We start from the raw sequence: 20,042 nt of genomic DNA on the forward strand, positions 1-20,042 counted from the left end.
GGACCCGCGACCGCACGCGCAGCGGCGCAGCAAGGCGAACACGACGGCGCGATCGGAAGCTCATGCAACCGATCGCGCCGTTCACTGCGTATTGGTGGTTGCGGCGCCCGGCTTGGTCACCGGGCGCCGCTCATATATCGGTGCAGCCGAGGCCGCGTCGACCTACTGCTCGAAGAGCGCGGCGTAGGTCTGGAACGCCGTGGCGACCTCGACCTGGTGCCAGTAGCGGTGGTACTCGAACTCCGGAGCCGGGCCCGTGCAGCCGCCGTCGATGTAGGCCTGGACCTGGTCCCAGCCTTCGAAGTCCTTCATGAAGGAGCGGGTCTCGATGAACGTGACCCCGTTCTCCAGGACGTCGCCGTTCGGCATGGTGCCGGTCCAGCCCTCGGGGATGTAGACCTCGTCGCCGAAGCGGCAGTAGTCCGCCCGGCCCTCGGTCTGCGTCACGCCGATGCCGTCGTTGACCGACCACAGCGTGTCCAGCAGGTTCGAAGCCGCCGTCTGCGAGGCCGTGTCACCGGTGGCCGCCGCGTGGTACGACAGGATCTTCGCCACCGCACCGGCCACACCCGGGTCCTTGGACATGGAGGTCACCGTGGCGGACAGGCCCGCCCCCGGCTCGCCGTTCCACTCCAGGTCGCCGGGCAGGCTGTAGTCGGTCGCGCTGATGTCGCTCACGGACAGCACCCAGGCCACCCACTTGTCGAGCATCGCGCAGGCGCGCGCGTCCTCGGTCTCGTAGCAGAGCTGCGCCACACGGTCCATGCCCCACGCCTGGAAGCCGAACCAGCGGTTCGACGGCGGGTCGTGCCACACGGGCTGCTCGTCGTAGTACAGGCCCGCGTGCTCGGCCGAGGTCGTGGGGTTGCCGTAGTTGCCGCCCCAGTTGTTGGTCGCGCCGCCCGCGATGGCGCCGGCGCCCTCGGCCCCGGCCGGGACCTGGAGCCACTCCAGGAAGTCCATCTGGGCGTCGAGGCTCTTGGCCCAGTCGGCCGCCGCGGTGGGCGACTCCGGTGCGAGCCCGCCCTCGGAGAGGGCGTAAGCGGCCATCGGGTTCTGGTAGCCCTGGTGGACGCCGGAGCCGCCGATGCGGAACGACCAGTCGCCGTTCATGCCCGCACCCCATGAGTAGTACCAGCTCATCAGGTAGTGGAACGAGGACTTGCCGCTGCCGTCGGGGCAGCTGCTGATCCCGATGCAGTCGCCCGCGATCTGCTTGAAGTACTTGTCCGCCATGGCGTACCGCAGGAAGTCGCCCATCTTGGACGCCTTGTCGAGCGAGCCGGCGATGGCCGACTCCTGGCCCTGTTCGGCCGCCCACTGCTGGGCGGTCCAGGCGAGCTGGACGGCGCGCGCGTCCGCGTCCGGAGCCGCGGTGTAGCGCTCCTGCTGCGAGTACTGCGAGTCGCCGACGAACAGGTCGAGGAAGCCGTTCTCACCGCCGTAGTCGAAGGTCTCGCACGAGGGGTGCCCGATGGTCTCCCACGTCGACTCCTGCGAGCCGCGCTGGAAGGTGTTCATGTACACCGGCTCGGTCGTGCCGTCGCCGCATTCGCCGAAGCCGTAGGCGTTGTCGACGTCCAGCAGCCAGTGCATGCCGTAGACCTGGTTGCTGCCGTAGGTGTTGCGCAGCTCCGCCCCGAGCGGGTCGTCGCCGACCGGCGCGTTGAAGTCGAGCTGGGTCGGGTAGTCCGTGACGTCCCCCGACTCGGGCGCGTAGGAGGCCGGCGAGCTCGGGTTGTAGCTGGTCGGGTTCAGATCCGGGATCGCGTACTGCTCGGTGATCTCCCACGACTCGTTGTAACCCGACCAGTCGCCGGTGACCTGGCCGTAGGCGGCCTCGAGCCACATCAGGTAGCTCAGGGCCTCCGAGGTGGTCTGGTGCCCGTAGTCAGGCGCCTCGACGATGAGCTCCTCCACCGAGTGGTAGGGGACGCCCGTCTCGTGCAGGTACGGCGAGTCCGCCCCGGTGAGCTGGTCGTACATCGCGAGGAAGCGCTCCTCGTTCTCCGTGACCTCGCCCAGGTCGGCGATCGTGACGACCACCTGGACCGGCTCGAAGCCGGGCGCGGAGACCGTGAAGGTCGCCGAGTCGCCCGGGGCGGCGTTCGCGGTCGCGCTGAAGGTGACCGGCTTGGTCGCCGTGGCGCCCGCGGCGAAGCTGAGCGAGCCGCCGGAGGCGACCGAGATGGCTGTCGAGCCGGAGGTGCGCGCGGTCGTGACCGTGGCGGCCGAGGTGGTGGCGGCGGAGAAGCCGACGTCGATCGAGGCGGTGGCGCCGGCGTCGATCACGACGTTGGTGCGGGAGACCTCGAGCTCGGGCTCGACCGGGGTGACGCTGCCGCAGGTCTCACCGTTGACCTTGACGCCGGTGGGGGCGGTGGCCGCACCGGAGCCGATGAAGCCGAACACCTCCCGCTTCTGGCCGGACGCGACGGTGCCGTTCCAGCCCACGTCGCTGCCGCGGAACGTGGAGCCGCTCTGGCTCCAGTCGACGTTCCAGGCGTTGGCGACGGTGGTCCCGGCGGGGAACTGCCACTCGAGGTCCCAGCCGTTGAGGCCGGCGGTGCCGCCGGTGAGGCTCACGTTGGCCTGGAAGCCGCCGCCCCAGGTGGAGACGACGTTGTATTCGAAGCCGCCGCAGGTCGGATTGGCGAGGGCCTGAGGGGCGGCCACCGCTGCGAAGGTGCCCACGAGGGCGACCGGCAGCGTCACCGCGGCGGTGCGGCGCCATCGGCGCTTGGCACGCCGCGGCGGGGCCAGGTTGTCGAGATCCATTTGGCTACTCCTGTGGGTGGTGTGTCCGTTTTCGTGGGAGCGCTCATGCCGGGATGGCCCCCTTCGAACCGCATGAGTGGAACGAATCGGACCGGTTTGCGGAAGCGCTCCCAAGTCATGCTGCCAACCGTACGACCCAAATGTCAATACATTGACATCTCTAAATTTCTATCTGGACCACGGCATCCACCCCTGGTTGGCAAACATTTTTCCAGTTCAGGGGCCCGTTTTGTCGATTGCACAGTTATGGATCTGCGACCTTCGATTTCCTGGCCGTGGGCGGCGCTGTAACAACCGAGTAACGACCCTCACACCCGGACTTGCGCTGTGGAACACGCTCCCGTACGATCCTGGTATCGCTCCCAAGGGCGATCGCCTCGGCGGTTCAGTCGCGGGCCGCCGTGCACCCACGGCGGCCCGCGCCCCCGCCGCCACGGGCGCCAAGGCAAGAACGAGTCCCTCAAAACCCCTCTGGAAACACACAGCGCCGCCGAGGCGCCCGGAAGGAACCAGCAAAGATGCATTTCCTCAAAGGCCAGTACGGCCTCAATCGCAAGAACGGCAGGATCGCCCTCGCTGCCTTCGCCGCAGGAGCGCTCGCCATCACGGCCGCCTGCTCGGGCGACGGCGGCGGTGACGACGACTCCACCGGCGAAGACGGCAAGACCAAGCTCACCGTCGCCACGTTCAACACGTTCGGCTACGTCCAAGCCGGACTCGAGGCCAAGTACGAGGCCGAGAACCCCGACATCGACGTCGTCTTCGAAGGCGACGGCGTCCAGTTCGGCGAGTACCGCACCGCGCTGGAGACCGCGCTCGACGCCGGCGACGGCTTCGGCGACGTCGTCGCCATGGACGAGCAGGCCACCCCGCAGCTCTTCCAGAACGGCGACCACTGGTACGACCTCTCCGAGTACGCGAGCCGGGAGGGCGACTACCACCCGAACACGTGGAACCTCGGCCACACCCCCGACGACAAGCTCGTGGGCCTCGGCACCGACATCGGCGGCATGGCCATGTGCTACCGCTCCGACCTGTTCGCGGCCGCCGGTCTTCCGACCGACCGGGAAGAGGTCGCCGCGGCGTGGTCCGACTGGGAGGGCTTCAAGACCGTCGCCCAGCAGTTCGTCGACTCCGACGTGGACGCCGCCTTCCTCGACAACGGCACCCAGCTGCAGAACATGCTGCTGAGCCAGTTCGCGGGCCAGGGCGACGGACAGATGTACGTCGACGACGAGGGCAACCTGACCCTCGACTCGGCCGCCGCCACCCAATCCCTCGACCTGGTCTTCGAACTGACCGAGATGGGCGCCGTCGGCAACTTCCCGTCATGGGGCGAGGAGTGGAACGCGGCCATGGCCGCCGGCGGTTACGCCGTCATGCCGTGCCCGGGCTGGATGGCCCGCGCGATCATCGAACCCACCTCCGGCCCGGACAACGCCGACAAGTGGGACATGGCCGCCGTGCCCGGCGTGGCCGGCAACTGGGGCGGCTCGTTCCTGGCCGTTCCCGCCGAAGGCCCGAACCCCGAGAAGGCCGCCGCACTGGCCTCCTGGCTGACCGAGCCCGAGCAGCAGATCGCGGTCTTCGAGGCCGTCGGCAACTTCCCGTCCTCCCCCGCCGCGCAGGCGGACCCGCGGGTCGCCGACTACACCAGCGACTACTTCAACGACGCTCCCTCGAGCCAGATCCTGATCGCCTCGCTCGCCTCCTTCCCGGCCCTGGAGTACTCGTACTTCCACCCGCCGGTGCAGGGCGCGGTGGAGACCACGATCAACGGCATCGTGGACGGCTCCATCCCGATGGCGGACGCGCACAGCGCGATCGAATCCGCCGCCTCCGACGCCGTCGAACTGGCCGGCGCGGGCATGTGACCCCGGCCCGGTCCGGCGGCACCTGCCGCCGCCGGACCGGGTCCGGATCCGGCAGCGCGTGAGCGCCGCCGGATCCAGCGCCGCCGATTAGGACCGGCGTCGAGCGGTTCACCGCAACCGCCCGACGCGCCCCCCAGGACCGGTACCCGGCATCGGCGGCGACATGTCGGCCCGCCGCGCCCCAACCCGCGGCGGGCCGGCTCCCCCGAACCGCACGGCCGCCCGCGTACCGGATGCGCGGGCGGACCCGGACCGAGGATCCGCAGGGGTCCGCCGTGAGGGCCGCGAGACGGCTCGGCACGCACCGACCCGACCGTCCCTTCTCGGCGAAGCTCGCGAGCCGTGACTGCAAGGAAGGCCCCAATGACCACCCAGAACGCGGCACCGCGCCTGACCTGGCGCGAGCGGTTGTCCCGCGCCGACATCAAGATCACCCCGTACGTGCTGGTATCCCCGTACTTCCTGCTCTTCGCCGTCTTCGGCATCTTCCCCATGGCCTACACGCTGTACGCGTCGCTGCACGAGTGGAAGATCGGCAACGACGAGCGCACCTTCATCGGGCTCGAGAACTACGAGTTCCTGCTGTTCACGTACGAGCGGTTCAACTGGTCCGTGGTCAACACCCTCGGCATGTTCGTCCTGGCCACCGTGCCGCAGCTCGTGGTCGCCATGATGGTGGCCAACGCCCTCAACAAGCGGCTGCGCCGCCCCATGATGTGGCGGATGCTCATCCTCGCGCCCATCGTCACCTCCGTGGTCGCCGTCGGCGTCATCTTCGCCCGCATCTGGGGCAACGAGTACGGCATGGTCAACGGCGCCCTGGAGCTCATCGGCATCGAGGGCATCAACTGGCAGGGCGAGCGGCTCTCCTCCTGGTTCGCCATCTCGTCCATGGTGGACTGGCGCTGGATGGGCTACAACGCGCTCATCTTCCTCGCCGCCATGCAGACCATCCCCAAGAGCATGTACGAAGCGGCCACTGTGGACGGTGCCTCGCCCCGCCAGCAGTTCTGGAAGATCACGATCCCGCAGCTCAAGCCGATCCTCATCTTCACCGTGTTCGTCTCCTCCGTGGGCGGCATGACCATGTTCGTCGAACCGATGATGTTCGGCGGCGGGGCCCTCAACGGCGGCCCCGAAGGCCAGTTCCAGACCACCTCGATGGTCCTGGTCGACATCCTCCGCACCCACGGCAACTACGGCATCTCCTCCGCGGCCGGCTGGCTCCTGTTCGTCGTCATCGTCATCGTCGCCCTCGTCAACTTCCTCGTCGTCAACCGCATCCAGGGGAACAAATGAGCACCGCCACCGCCCCGCGCGCCGCCGCCGCGGCGCCGCAGCCCGCCGCGCCCAAGCCCCCGCGCCGCAAGCGCCGCAAGGGACCGGTCGAGTCCGACGGGGTGTTCGCCCCCACGGTCATGACCCGCATCGGCCTGGTCTTCGTCGCGATCCTCTCGATCTTCCCGCTGTACTGGATGATCGTCATCGCCTCGCGGACCACCTCCGACGCCGCCGGCTTCCCGCCCGCGCTCCTGCCCGGCGGCAACCTCGGCGAGCACATCCAGGCCGCGTTCGCCCACCCCGAGGCCGACCTGCTGCTGGGCCTGCGGAACTCGTTCATCATCACCGGCACCGTCACGCTCTCGGTCGTGCTCATCTCGACCCTCGGCGGCTTCGCCTTCGCCAAACTGCGGTTCCGCGGCTCCAAGCTCCTCATGGCCACCGTGCTGTTCTCCATGATGGTGCCGCTCCAGCAGCTCGGCGTCGTCCCGATGTACATCATGATGGTCCAGCTCGACTGGATCGACACCCTTCAGGCCGTGATCCTGCCGTTCATGGTCAACGGCTTCGGCATCTTCCTCATGCGCCAGTACTGCGAGCAGGGCATTCCCGACGAGATCATCGAGGCCGCCCGCATCGACGGCGCCTCGACCATCGGCATCTGGTGGCGCATCGTCCTGCCTGCCCTGCGCCCGGCCATGGTCGTCCTCGGACTGCTCACGTTCATGCTCAACTGGAACGAGTTCCTGTGGCCGTTCATCGTGCTCAGCGACGAGAACCCCACGATCCAGCTCGCGATCCGCCAGGCCTCGACCGCCATGTTCAACGCCGACATGTCGATGGTCTTCACCTGCACCCTGCTCTCGATCATTCCCATAGCGATCCTGTTCCTCGTCTTCGGGCGGCAGATCGTGCACGGCATCATGGAAGGTACCGGCAAGTGATGAGCAACGAAAACGAATTGGCCGCGCTCGCGGCCCGGTTCCCAACCGGGTTCACCTGGGGCGCGGCCACCTCGTCCTACCAAGTAGAGGGGTCGACCGGCGCCGACGGCCGCGGACCGTCCATATGGGACGCGTTCGTGAACGAGCCGGGGCGGGTCGTCGACGGCTCCAACGGCGACACCGCGATCGACTCCTACCGCAGCATCCCCGAGGACGTCGCCACCGTCAAAGCCCTCGGGCTCAGTGCCTACCGCTTCTCGCTGTCGTGGCCCCGGATCTGCCCCGACGGCGACGAGCGCGTGAACAAGGCGGGCCTCGCCTACTACTCCAACCTCGTGGACGCCCTCCTCGCCGAGGGCATCACCCCGTGGATCACCCTCTACCACTGGGACCTCCCGCAGGCCCTCGAAGACGCCGGCGGGTGGCCCGTACGGGCCACCGCCGAGCGCTTCGGCCAGTTCGCCGCCATCGCGCACGCCGCCCTCGGCGACCGCGTCAAGCACTGGATCACCGTGAACGAGCCGTGGTGCGCCGCGTTCCTCGGCTACGCCTCCGGCGAGCACGCCCCCGGGCGCCGCGAACCGGCCGCGTCCATCGCCGCCGCCCACCACCTCATGCTCGGCCACGGCCTCGCCGCCCGCGCCATCAAGGCCGCGGACCCGCAGGCCACCGTGAGCGTCGGGCTGAACTTCTACCCGATCCACGCCGCCACCGAGACCCCCGTCGACCTCGACGCCGCGCGCCGCGTCGACGGCGTCCAGAACCGCTGGTTCACCGAGGCCGCCCTGCGCGGGGTGTACCCCGAGGACATCGTCGAGGACTTCAAGGCGGTCACCGACTTCTCGTTCGTCGAGGACGGCGACATGGAGGTCATCAACGCCCCCGTGGACGTGCTCTCGGTGAACTACTACAGCCGCTTCACCGTTACCGGTAACGGGGGCGCGACCTCGGCTTCCGCCGCCCCCACGGGCGCCGGATCGGCCTGGCCTGCCAACGAGCACATCGGGTTCGTCTCCTCCGGGCTGCCCGTCACCGACATGGGCTGGGAGATCGACCCCGGCGGGCTCACCGAGACCCTCACCCGGCTGCACGCCTCCCACCCGGAGGTGCGGCTCGCGGTCACCGAGAACGGCTCGGCGTTCCCCGACAAGATCGAGGACGGCCGGATCCACGACCCCGAGCGGCTCGAGTACGCTCGCGCCCACCTGGCCGCGTGCGCCGACGCCGTCGACGCGGGCGTCCCGCTCGTAGGGTATTTCGCCTGGTCGCTGGCGGACAACTTCGAGTGGGCCTGGGGATACACGAAACGGTTCGGACTGGTGTACGTCGATTTCGAGACCGGCGAACGCACGGTCAAGGACTCCGGGCGCTGGTACGGCGACCTGGTGCGACGGGCCCGTGCGAACCGTGAGGCAGAATAGACCAGACCAACCGTTGCCCGAGGTGATGCACGATGACCGAGACCCAGCTTGAGGCGCCCGGCGAGCCCTTGAAGAGTGAACGCCGCCGCCGCTCCGGCGGCCGGCCGACCCTCGACACCGTCGCCCGCCACGCCGGCGTCGGCCGGGGCACGGTCTCGCGCGTCATCAACGGCTCCCCCAAGGTCGCCGAGGACACGAGGGCGGCGGTCCTGGCCGCGATCAAGGAACTGGGGTACGTCCCCAACCAGGCGGCCCGGACCCTCGTCACCCAGCGCACGGACACCGTGGCGCTGGTCGTGACGGAGTCGCAGGAGTGGCTGTGGTCGGAGCCGTTCTTCGCCGGCGTGCTGCGCGGCATCACCGAGCAGCTCGCCGAGGAGAACATGCGGCTCATGCTGACCTTCGCCCCGCGCGACGGCAGCCGGGCCGACCTCGAGGCGTACCTCCTGGGCCAGCACGTCGACGGCGTCATGATGGTCTCGAGCCACTCCGGCGACCCGCTGCCGGAACGGCTCGAAGACGCCGGCATCCCCATCGTCCTGTGCGGCACGCCCGCCGGATTCCGCCCGATCGCGTACGTCGACTGCGACAACCGCTCGGGCGCCCGGCAGGCCGTGGAGTACCTGGCCGAGAAGGGCCACAAGCGGATCGGCCTCATCGCCGGCCCGCAGGACATGGCCGTGGGCGTCGACCGCCTCTCGGGCTACCGCGACGGCCTCCGCGGCAACCGCCTGCCCGTCGAGGAGTCGCTCGTCTCGGTCGCCGAAGGCTTCGACGAGGCCAGCGGCATCAAGGCCGCCCGGCACCTCTTCGACACCGCCGGCGACCTCGACGCGGTCTTCGCCCACTCCGACCCCCTCGCGATCGCGACGCTCCGCGTCGCCCGCGAACGCGGCATCCGCGTCCCCGAGGACCTGGCGCTCGTCGGCTTCGACGACTCCCCGCTCGCCGAGGTCGCCGAACCGCCGCTCACCACCGTCCACCAGCCCACCGAGACCATGGGCCGCGAAATGGCCCGCCTCCTGTGCGGCCGCATCCGCGGCGAAGAGGCCGGACCGCTGGTGACGATCCTCGGCACGAGGATCGTCGTCCGCGAATCCGCTTAAGACACAACGCGGAAGGGCCCGGCTCCGAGTGGAGCCGGGCCCTTTCTCCTGCTTCGATCTCCGGACGCATTGCCGGGAAGCATGGCGGACTCATCGGCGGGCGGTGGAGCGTCGGGTCGGCGCGCCTTTTCGCTTCCTGGCCACGCCGATCGCGTCTGCCGCCACCCCGTGAACAACTCAGGCCGCGATCATCGGCGAACCGATGATCGCGGCCCTTGCAGCCCTGCGTTCGAGCGGCCTTGCTAGGCGATCATGTTCATCGCGTTCCAGCCGGTGCCGATCTGGGAGCGGGCACTGTAACCGCCGGTGCCGTTGCCCTTGTACAGGAACAAGGCCCCGTCGGACTTCCGCCGGGCGACCCAGTCGGCAAGGCCGTCACCGTTGAAGTCCCCCACGGCGGCGACCTGGTCATAGCCGGTCCAGTTGCAGCTCTGCTTCACACCCGGCTTCAGCGTGCCGTTGCCGCGACCGCCGTAGAAGTACATGCAGTTGTCAGCGCTGCGGATCGCCAGGATGTCGGCGTGCCCGTCATGGTCGAGGTCCCCGACCGCGGTGATCTCGCGCATCCCGTTCCAACCCGAACCGATCTTCACCCGCGAGCCCACGTACCCGTTCCCCTTGCCCGGGTACAGCCACAGGTAGCCCGTCGACTTCTCACGGGCGATGATGTCCACCTTGCCGTCGCCGTTGAAGTCATGCCCGGAGACGATGGCGCTCATCCCGTTCCAGCCCGTGCCGATCCTGCGTTGGTAGTTCCTGCCGTAGTTGAGGTAGAGATCGCCCTTCTGGTCACGGACGAGGAAGTCCGTGGTGCCGTCCGCGTCCATGTCGCCGGCCGTCTCGATCAGGGTCGCGTCGCCGACGTCCACGCCGAACTGGCCGCTGCCGAGGAATCCGCCCTTGCCGTTGCCGCTGTAGAGGTAGCCGGTACCCCAGGAGCTGCTGCGGGCGATGATGTCGGCGTAGCCGTCGCGGGTGAAGTCGTACACGCCGTCGAGCGAGATCAGCGGGAGCCGCATGGCCCCCCAGCTGGTGCCGACCCTGGTCACCGATGCCGCAATGCCGCTTTCATCGATCGTGGCCCGGTCGAGTTCGCCGGTGCGGGCATCGATGCCGAGGAGGTCGGCGGAACCATCGCCGTCGAGGTCTCCGGCTCCGATCACCTGGCTGTACCGCTCGGTGTGCATGGAGTCCCGCAGCGAGGTGTCGAGCCAGTTCAGCGCTTTGAAGCCGGCGGTGCCGGTGCCCGAATAGATCACGTAGTTGCCGCCATTGGCCCTCAGGGCCATGATGTCGGTGTGGCCGTCGTGGTCGACGTCACCGATCGTGGTGAGCCCTTCCATGCCCTTCCAGCCGGAGCCGACCACAGTCGGCCTGCTGAATGTCCCGTTGCCGCGACCGGGGTAGAAGTACAACTTCCCGTCGGACTTGCCGGTCGCGAGAAGGTCGATCGTGCCGTTCTCGTCGAAGTCACCGCCGGAGGTCAGCATGCTCATCGTGTTCCAGCCGCTGCCGGCGACGACGCGGGACTCGAGTCCGCCCGTTCCGTTGCCCGGGTAGGTCCACAGGTTGCCGTTCCTGGTGTCCCGGGCGAGCACGTCCGCGTTGCCGTCCCCGGTGAGGTCCCCTGCCATGACCAGGTCGAGGCCGCCCCAGCCGGTGCCCTTGGAGACTCCGGCTCCGAACGTGCCGTCGCCCTTGCCCGGGTAGAACATCAGCGCGCCGTCGGACTTCCGCACCACCATCAGGTCCTGGTCGCCGTCGCCGTCGAAATCGGTCTGGTAGTCCTGCGCGATCACGCTGGTCGAGGCCTCATCGAAGCGGCCGAGCTGGTCTTCGACCCGGACCGAGACGGTCGTCTCGGCTCCCAGGAGCGGCACCGTCACGTGGCTCGTGCCGCTCTGCGTCGCATAGTCGTCGTGGAACTCGCTGTCGCCGGAGGTCGCACTGTAGGAGATCCACCGGTAGTCGACGCCGTTCGGGAACGCGTTGTCGGACACGGTGATCGCCAACGTCACCGTCCCGCCGACGTTCCGCGGGCCGGGGAGCACTTCGATCGAGACCACTTCGGGGGCGGAGGTGTCGATCTCCGCGTAGCAAGCGAGGTTGAAGCTGCGTGAGGGGTCGTCGGCCACGAACTCGTACTCGGTCACGTAGCGTCCCTCCCCCGGAGCCGCGATGACGCTTCCGGCCGTCCATCCCGACACGACCGGGACCGGCTCGGTGGAGGCCAGGACCGCACCGGTGTCGCGGTTGCGGACCGTCGCAGCCCAGGTCATCCCAGACCCGAAGAGGTCGGGACGCCAGTTCCTCGCGTAGAACTTGCCGTAAGAGAGATTGACCGAATCGGTGACGTTGCGGCTGTCCGGGTCCGTGAAGCAGGGCGGCACGGGCGCCGTGAAGTTGCTGATCGAGAAGTAGGCGTCCATGCGGGCCGAGTCGCCGTCGAAGCGGGCGGTCTCGGTGCCGCCGAGCATCGCGAGGGTCCCGGGCAGGTTGGGACCCGACATCATGCGCGTGACGTCGTAGACGGCGGTGCCGTCTTCGCAGGCACCGGCGGCCGTTACCGCCGAAACCGACGGCTGGTAACCCCAATAGTGCGTCGGCAGATACGTGCCCGTCCGAGTCAGTGCGGGCGCAGTGCACGCGCTCGCCTCGGCGGCGTCGACGCGGAAGGTCCCGCGGACCGGCGCGAAGGACACGACGCCTGCCGCCTCGCTCGGGAGGAGTTTGACCAGCGCAGGGTTCCAGAAGCTCCAGTATGCGGCCGCACTGGCGGTGCCCTCGCAGTTCGGGTCGGCGAGGCCGTCGCAGTAGTCGCCGACCACGGCGGTGGCGGCGGCTCCGGCGGCCTCGAAGTAGGGCTGGTCGAGTCCGGCCCCGCCCCGGAAGAGGGAGAGGCCGGGCTGCGCGGAGGTGACCGCTCCCCACCATGCCGCACCGGTGCCGATGCCGGTCCAAGCAGTGGTGACGGCGAGCGGGAACTGCGCTTCACCCTCGGCCAGGATCACCCGGAGTGCGCCGTCCGCGGTGCGTGTGAGATCGGCGCGGATGGTGGTGCCGGCCGCGTCATGGACCGTGAACGGCGCGGAGACGTCCCATCTCGCTGCGCCGGCCCCGTCGGTGCCGGTGACGAGCAGCGAGTCGCCGGGGAGGGTGACCGTGCCGGCGGTGGTCAGCGACAAGCCGGTGTCGAAAGCGTCCCATGCCGTCTCGTCGGCGACGGTGAAGGTCAGATCGGCCCAGGATGCCGCGGTCTCGACGGTGAGGTCGAGTCCGGGCGCGAGCTCGTCGTAGACGGCGGTCGCGCCGTCGTGCACCGGCGCCGGCTGGGCGCCGCTCCAGTCGAACGTGACGCCGTCGGTCGCCAGGAGGGGGGCCGTGGTATCGCTGCCGCTCAGACGGACCGTCCAACCGGCATTGGCCTGCATGAGGACGCCGTCCGATTCGACCAGGGTCGGGTCGGCGGGCCCTCGGTCGAGGTTGTCCTGTTCGGGTGCGGCGGTGCCGACGTAGTGGAGCTGCCGGTCGGGGGTGGCGTACAGCGTGGCGTGGGGTGCGGAGCGGCTGTCGATGCGTACTTCCACGTCGCAGGCGATGGCGGCTTCGAGGGCGGCTTCGAGTCCGGCGGCGATCGGGTTGCCGCCGAGGGCGGCGCAGTCGATGCCGGACGCAGTCGCTTCCTGTGCTGTCGCGGCGCCGGGCACGGTGGCGAGCGCCGCACCGACCGAGACTGCGGTGAGGGCGGCGATGCGCTTGCGGAGGCGGCCCCGGGAGGGGATTCGGTTCATTCAGGTGTCCTGCGGGTCTTGGGGGGTTCGGGCTACGGGTAGGGCCGTGGGGGGCATCGGTGACACGCTCACCTTCCGCCACTGGTTGCACTCGGTTCGCAGCAATGCGGCGATGACCTGCGTTGCTGTTCAGCCAGGTGCTTGTTCGGGACGGTGAGGCCGCGACCGGAACCGGTCGCGGCCTCCGTCCTCGTTCGTCGGCGTCAGGCGATCATGTTCAGCGAATTCCATCCCGTGCTGATCAGCACGCGCGAGCTGTAGCCTCCCGCGCCGTTGCCCCTGTACAGGTACAGGGCACCGTCGGACTTCCTTCGGGCGAGCCAGTCAGTGTGCCCGTCACCGCTGAAGTCGGCGATCGCGGTCACCGAGTCGTACGCTTCGGCCAGGTCGAGTGCGGCGGCGATGCCGTCGGCCATGGGGCTGGTACCGGGTTCGGGGCAGGACGCGGTGTCCTGTGCGGCGCCGGTGCCGGGGGCGCCGAGGAGCGCGGCGGCGACCACGGCGGCGGTCGTGACCGCGGTGCGCCTGAGGAGACGGCCGCGGAGGGGGGTTCGGTTCATGCAGATGTCCTGGGGAGGGCGAGGGGTTGCGGGTCGTGGAGTTGCCGATGGGGCATCGACAACACGTCGTCGGGAGGCGACCGGTTGCAAGCGTTTCCCCAATGTAGGAAGCGGGAAGGCGATGCGGGCTTCGCCGGGAATCGACCCGCGGACGGAAAGCCGCCGGGCCCGGGTGGCCGCTGGGTGCGGCTTCCCGGGCCCGGTACTGCTTCACCGTCTGCTAGGCGATGGCGTTCGCCCAGGTCCAGCCGGACACGATCAGGGATCGCGAACTGTAACCGCCGGCGCCGTCGCCCTTGTACAGGTAGACCGCTCCGTCGGATTTGCGGCGGGCGATCCAGTCGGCGTGGCCGTCGCCGTTGAAGTCGCCGACCGCTGCCACCTGGTCGTAGCCGACCCAGTTGCAGCTCGTCTCGACCCCGGCCTTCAGGGTGCCGTCGCCGCGGCCGCCGTAGAAGTACATGCAGTTGTCGGAGCTGCGGATCGCGATGATGTCGGCGTGGCCGTCGTGGTCGAGGTCCCCGACCGCGGTGATCTCGCGCATCCCGTTCCAGCCCGAACCGATCTTCACCCGCGAGCCGATCGTGCCGTCGCCCTTGCCCGAGTAGAGCCAGAGGTAGCCCGTGGACTGCTCGCGGGCGATGACGTCGACCTTGCCGTCGCCGTTGTAGTCGCTTCCGGAGACGATGGCGCTCATCGAGTTCCAGCCCGTGCTGATCTGCTTCCTCGCGGCGTAGTCGTACGTGCCGTTCCCCTTGCCGGGGAACAGGTACAGCACCCCGGTCGCGTCCCGCCCGATCACGTCGGAGAAGCCGTCGCCGTTGAAGTCCCCGGCGGTCTCGATCAGGCTGAACTGCTTCAGGTCCGTGCCCCAGGAGCCGATCGGGCCGAAGCCTCCCGTGCCGTTGCCGGAGTAGAAGTAGAGCTTCCCGTCCGAACCGCGCCGCGCCAGCACGTCGGTCTTGCCGTCGCCGCTGTAGTCGTAGGCGCGTTCCTCGTTCACCGCGGCGAGGCGGATGGCGCCCCAGCCGGTGGCGATGACCTTGCCCGCGTGCACGGCGGTGCCGTTCCCGTTGAGCGAGTGGAGTTCCAGCTCGCCGGTACGGGAGTCGACGGCGACGAGGTCTTCCTTGCCGTCGCCGTCCGCGTCGCCGACCGCGATGATCTGGCTGTAGCGGTCCGTGCCCGTGCCGTCCAGGTTCGCGGCGATCGCGACCCGGCTGCCGAGGTTTCCGGTGCCGTCGCCCTTGTACAGGTAGTACTGGCCGGTGCGGGAGTCGCGGGCGAGGAGGTCGGCCTTGCCGTCGTCGTTCAGGTCGCCGACGGCCGTTATGACGTCCATGACGTTCCAGCCGCCGCCGACCGCGGTGCGCGGGTTGAACTTGCCGCTGCCGTTGCCCTGGCCGTCGTAGAAGTAGAGCACTCCGTCGGCTTTGCCCACGGCGTACAGGTCGATGTCGCCGTCGGCGTTGAAGTCCCCGCCGGAGGTGAACGCGCCCATGGCGTTCCAGCCCGAACCGACGGTGATGCGGGTGCCGACGCCGCCCGAGCCGTTGCCCGGGTAGGTGTAGAGCGTCCCGGTCTTCGTGTCGCGGGCGAGGAGGTCGGCCCTGCCGTCCGCGGTCAGGTCACCGGCCATGACGACTTCCATGCCGCCCCAACCGGTACCTTTGGCGACGCCGGACGCGAAGGTCCCGTCGCCCGTGCCAGCGTAGAACATCAGCGCGCCATCGGACTTGCGGACGGCAATGAGGTCTTCGCGCCGGTCGCCGTTGTAGTCGTGGAAGTCCAGGGTCGCGGAGACGGAGGTGCCGGTGATGGACTCGTGGCCCGCCCGGTCCTCGGCCTGGACCCACCAGTGGGTGAGCGGACCGGTCAGTTTCGCTTCGAGCACTGCCGTTCCGGCGGCGGTCAGCCGCTCGCTGTCGATCGGGTCGAGGCTGGTGGAGTTCTGCAGCCACACGTCGACCGAGTCGAACTCGGCGGCGAAGTCCTCTGTTCCGAGCGAGACTTCGATCGAGACGGTGTCGCCGATCCGGTGCGGTCCGGGCTCCACTTCGATCTCGGGCGTAGGCGTCGCGGTGTCGACGACGACGTAGCACGGCGAGGCCGTGTGCGTGAAGTCGCCGGTGCCGGACGCAAGGGTGTACTCGATCTCGTAGGAGCCCTGCGGCAGCCCCGCGATCGCGCCTACCGTGGCGCCACCGGTGGGCACCGCCGCCGGCTCGGTCGTCAGCACCGTCGCGCCCGTGGCTCGGTCCTGGGCTTTCGCGGTCCAGGTCAGGTCGAGGTCGAGGACGTCATCGCGCCAGGCTTCGACATAGAGTCCCCCGTCCACCTGGTGCGAGTAGAAGTCCGGGGAGTCCGGGTAGCGCGAGCACCACTCGTTGGTGTCGAAGCCGACGATGTCGAAGTAGACGTCGAGCCGGGCCGAGCCTCCGTCGAAGCGGGCGGTCTGCTCGGTCGCAGCGGTGCCGAGGGTGATCGGAGCCGCGGTCTCGGCATCGCCCCAGGCCTCGCCGATCGGCCCGGTCAGGTCGTAGACGGCGGCGCCTTCCCCGCACGAGCCGGAGGCGGCGGAGCCCAGGACCGCAGGGCGGTCGTTCCAGTCGACCGCGGTCGAGTACTCGCCGGTGAAGTCGAGGTCGGGCGCGACGCAGTCCGCGCCTTCAGCGGCGTCCACCGTGAAGACCGCTGAGGTCACCGGGTAGTCGAAGACGTGGCCGGCCGAGGGGTCCCGCATGCTGTTGATGGTCGCGTCGAAGTGCCAGTAGGCGACCGCTTCGGCCTGGGCGCACGGCGCGCTTGCGAGCGCGTCGCAGTAGCCGCCCGCGACCGTGTCGGCGTTCTGGCCGGCCGCCGCGAAATACGGTTCGTCAAGACCCGCTTCGCCCCGGTAGAGCGGGAGATCGGGCAACGCGGAGGTCACCGAACCCCATTCGTTGACCTCGTCCGAGCGGTTGGCCCATTGCGTGGTGAGCGTCAGCGGGAACACGGCTTCAGCGAGCGTCTCGTCGAGGAGTTCGGCCATGACGGCCCCGTCCCCGTCGATCGTCACGTGGGCAGGGTAGGTCTCGCCTTCGGCGTCCCGCACGATGAACGGGGTGGACCACTCGACGTAGAACCCGTCGCCGTGGTCGATGCGCAGGGAGTTGTCGACGGCCTCGACCGGAGCGCCGTACACGCCCTTGGCGCGGAGCCCCGTGGAGAGCGCACTCCAGGCGGCGTCGTCCGCAGCGGTGAACTCGAGTCCCAAGGTGGAGAGGCCGACGTCGACGGAGAGGTCGAGGCCCGGCGCCAGCTCGTCGTAGACGGCGGTGGCACCGCTGTAGGTGGGGACCGGCGGTTCCTCGGCCCAGTCGAGGGTCGCCGTCGGCGTCTCGATCATGGGGTAGGACTGGTCGGTGTGCTGCAGGAAGACCGACCAACCTGAGCCGGGCAGGGAGAGCGAGCCGCTGTAATCGGCCAGTTCCGCATCGGGGATGCCGAGGTCGCCGTACATCTGGACCGGCTCGGCGGTCGAGACCAGGTGCAGCTGCCCGTCCGGGGTCACGGACATCGTCGCGTGGTGCGAGGCGCTGCCGTGGACGCGGACCTCGATGCCACAGGTTTTGGCGATGTCCAGCGCGGGGCCGATGCGGACCGGGGCCGGGTTGCCGCCGAGGGCGGCGCAGTCGACAGGGGTCTGGGCGGTGGCGGAACCGCCGGGATACGCCAGCAGGGTCGCGGCGAACACGGCCGCGGTGGCGGCCGCCGTCCGGCCGACGACGCGGCGGCGGGGCTTCTCGGGGGAAGCTTCGTTCATTCAGATGTCCTGGGGGGAGTTCAAGGGGTTTATGGGTTTTCAACCGGGTACCGGCTTGTGGTACACGCGCGCTGGTAGCGAACGGTTGCAGTGCGGAGCGGGCCGGAAGCGGCGGCTTCCTCGACAGCGCTGTGGACCGGGTGATTACCGACGAGTAACATGTATCGTGATCGGGAACACCGCACTGTCGCTGAGACAGCACGTCGAGAGGTCGCCATGGGAGTCGTCCAAATCGTCACGGCCACGATCGCGTTCGCGTACACCGCGGTCGCCATCGGGCTGTTCACCCGAGCCTGTGTGGGGATGTTCGAGCTCATACGGCTCGGCAGGCCCGACAACAGCCGCAAGGGCGACCGCGAGACGCGGATCAAGACCATGCTGCGGGAGACGCTGGGCCACACCCGGATGCTGCAGTGGACCGGCGTGGGCCTCGCGCACTGGGCGGTGTTCTTCGGGTTCTTCCTGCTGGCCCCGGCCCTGGCGCAGTCGTACTTCGAGGTCCTCAACCCCGAGTGGGGCCTGCCGATCGTCGGGCACTGGGGGCCGTGGCTGCTCGCCTCGGAGATCCTCACCGTGCTCACGGGCGTGGCCATCGTCGCGCTCTTCGTCGTGCGCATGGTCCGGCAGCCCCGGGTGAACCCGGTGCCGCCGCAGGGCACCGCGTCGGAGGCGGGGCAGCGGCACTCCTCCTCCAGGTTCGAGAACTCCCGCCAGTGGAGGGCCTTCTACATCGAGGCGACGATCTTCACGATCGTCCTCTCCCACATGGCGGTCCGCACGTTCCAGATGGCGCTCGACAAGGTCCCGGAGTGGTCCTCGCCGGTCTCGTCGTTCTTCGCGAACGGCCTCAGCGGCGCGTCCGAGTCCGCCCTGCTGACCGCCATCACCCTCGCCGCGGGCCTCGACATCCTCGTCTCCTGGACGTTCTTCCTCATGCTCGCGCTCATTCCGGCGATGGGCATCGGCTGGCACCGCGTGACCGCGTTCTTCAACATCTACTTCAAGCGCAACGCGGACGGCGCGGTCTCGCTCGGCGCGGCCAAGCCGATGCTCATCGACGGCGAGCCCGCCGACTTCGAGACCGCCGACCCCGAGACGCAGCCGTTCGGCGTCGCGACCATCGGCGACTTCTCCTGGAAGGGCCTGCTCGACTTCTCCACGTGCACCGAGTGCGGGCGCTGCCAGTCGCAGTGCCCCGCATGGAACACCGGGAAGCCGCTCTCGCCGAAGACGCTCATCACCGACCTGCGCGACCACCTGTACGAGCAGGCGCCGTACCTCAAGGCCGCGGCGATCGCGAAGGAGCGCGGCGGGGAGGTCGCCGACCCGCACGAGAAGATCAACATCATCGGCAACGTGATCCACCCGGACGTGCTGTGGTCGTGCACCACCTGCGGCGCCTGCGTCGAGCAGTGCCCGGTCGACATCGAGCACGTGGACCACATCCTCGACCTGCGCCGCAACATGGTCATGATGGAGTCGGACTTCCCCGAGGAGGCGCAGACGATGCTGCGCAACCTCGAGAACAAGGGCAACCCGTGGGGCGAGAACCCGGCCCACCGCCTCAAGTGGGCCGAGCCGCTCGACTTCGAGGTGCCGATCGCCGAGGCCGGCGGCGACTTCGAGTACCTGTACTGGGTGGGCTGCGCGGGCGCGTACGACCCCAAGGCGCAGAAGACCTCCCGCGCGGTGGCGACCCTGCTGCACGACGCGGGCGTCAAGTTCGCGGTCCTCGGCGAGGCCGAGACCTGCACGGGCGATTCGGCGCGGCGCATCGGGCACGAGTTCATGTACCAGATGCTCGCCGAGCAGAACGTCGAGACGCTGAACGAGGTCGGCGCGGTCAAGATCGTCGCGACCTGCCCGCACTGCCTCAACACCATCGGCAACGAGTACGAGGACATCGGCGGCAAGTACGAGGTCGTGCACCACACCGAGCTGCTCAACGACCTCGTGAACGCCGGCAAGATCACGCCGGTGGAGGAGCACGAGGGCAAGCTGACCTACCACGACCCCTGCTACCTCGGGCGGCATAACCGGATCTTCACGCCCCCAAGGGAACTCCTCGGGTCGTTCGCGGAGGTCACCGAGATGCCGCGTACCGAGGAGCGCTCGTTCTGCTGCGGCGCCGGCGGCGCCAGGATGTGGCTCGAAGAGCCGCTCGGCAAGCGCGTCAACCGCGAGCGGGCGGATGAGGCGGTCGCGACCGGCGCGACCACGGTGGCGGTGGGCTGCCCGTTCTGCTCCACGATGCTCCGCGACGGCGTCGCTGACGCGGGCCGGGAGGACGTCGAGGTCATCGACATCGCCCAGCTGCTCGCGAGGACCCAGGAGAAGCGAGCGGAGAAGGCGGTCGCGGCGGAATAGCGCCTAAAGAGGCTGAGCGATGTCGGACCCCCGTGCCGCCCTTCACCTTGCGTAATTACGGCTCGCAAGCATCACCGAGGCCGGGGGTCCTTCGCATGTCCGTTTTGAAGGCTGG

The 20,042-nt window shown here is 69.1% G+C and carries 10 protein-coding genes; 6 read left to right on the forward strand and 4 right to left on the reverse strand.

Annotated features, from left to right (window positions below; translation table 11 throughout):
• Positions 1-162: 162 nt before the first annotated feature.
• Positions 163-2,778 carry a glycoside hydrolase family 48 protein gene (locus AB0I03_RS08775; RefSeq protein WP_360408764.1) on the reverse strand — a complete coding sequence of 872 codons (2,616 nt, stop codon included), beginning with the start codon at positions 2,776-2,778 and terminating at the stop codon, positions 163-165.
• Between the two features lie 518 nt (positions 2,779-3,296).
• On the opposite strand from AB0I03_RS08775, the gene AB0I03_RS08780 reads away from it, so the two are divergent.
• The 5 genes from AB0I03_RS08780 (at position 3,297) to AB0I03_RS08800 (ending at position 9,404) form a co-directional block, all read left to right on the forward strand.
• The gene (locus tag AB0I03_RS08780; protein WP_360408767.1) at positions 3,297-4,652 is read left to right on the forward strand and encodes an extracellular solute-binding protein; all 1,356 of its coding nucleotides are present in this window, start codon (positions 3,297-3,299) and stop codon (positions 4,650-4,652) included.
• Positions 4,653-5,015: 363 nt separating this feature from the next.
• Positions 5,016-5,951, forward strand: a complete 936-nt coding sequence (locus tag AB0I03_RS08785; protein WP_360408770.1) for a sugar ABC transporter permease — start codon at positions 5,016-5,018, stop codon at positions 5,949-5,951.
• Entirely contained in the window at positions 5,948-6,877 is a 930-nt protein-coding gene (locus tag AB0I03_RS08790; RefSeq protein ID WP_360408773.1) for a carbohydrate ABC transporter permease, read from the forward strand. The genes AB0I03_RS08785 and AB0I03_RS08790 overlap by 4 nt, the downstream gene beginning before the upstream one ends.
• On the forward strand, positions 6,877-8,298 hold the full coding sequence (locus tag AB0I03_RS08795) for a GH1 family beta-glucosidase (RefSeq protein ID WP_360408776.1): 1,422 nt from the start codon (positions 6,877-6,879) through the stop codon (positions 8,296-8,298). Before AB0I03_RS08790 ends, AB0I03_RS08795 begins: the two co-directional genes overlap by 1 nt.
• A 32-nt stretch (positions 8,299-8,330) precedes the next feature.
• Entirely contained in the window at positions 8,331-9,404 is a 1,074-nt protein-coding gene (locus tag AB0I03_RS08800; protein ID WP_360408779.1) for a LacI family DNA-binding transcriptional regulator, read from the forward strand.
• Positions 9,405-9,646: 242 nt separating this feature from the next.
• On the opposite strand, the gene AB0I03_RS08805 is transcribed toward AB0I03_RS08800, so the two are convergent.
• From AB0I03_RS08805 to AB0I03_RS08815, 3 genes are all read right to left on the reverse strand, one after another.
• Complete coding sequence (locus AB0I03_RS08805; protein WP_360408782.1) at positions 9,647-13,195, reverse strand: VCBS repeat-containing protein; 3,549 nt, start codon at positions 13,193-13,195, stop codon at positions 9,647-9,649.
• A gap of 203 nt (positions 13,196-13,398) precedes the next feature.
• On the reverse strand, positions 13,399-13,755 hold the full coding sequence (locus AB0I03_RS08810) for a VCBS repeat-containing protein (protein WP_360408785.1): 357 nt from the start codon (positions 13,753-13,755) through the stop codon (positions 13,399-13,401).
• 220 nt (positions 13,756-13,975) lie between these two features.
• Positions 13,976-17,560: a VCBS repeat-containing protein gene (locus tag AB0I03_RS08815; RefSeq protein WP_360408788.1), complete on the reverse strand. Its 3,585-nt coding sequence runs from the start codon at positions 17,558-17,560 to the stop codon at positions 13,976-13,978.
• A 216-nt stretch (positions 17,561-17,776) separates the two neighbouring features.
• Here AB0I03_RS08815 and AB0I03_RS08820 point away from each other — a divergent pair, with 216 nt between their 5' ends.
• Complete coding sequence (locus AB0I03_RS08820) at positions 17,777-19,927, forward strand: (Fe-S)-binding protein (protein WP_360408791.1); 2,151 nt, start codon at positions 17,777-17,779, stop codon at positions 19,925-19,927.
• Positions 19,928-20,042 lie beyond the last annotated feature (115 nt).

This window comes from Glycomyces sp. NPDC021274 (genome assembly GCF_040641195.1).
Taxonomy (GTDB): Bacteria; Actinomycetota; Actinomycetes; order Mycobacteriales; family Micromonosporaceae; genus Glycomyces.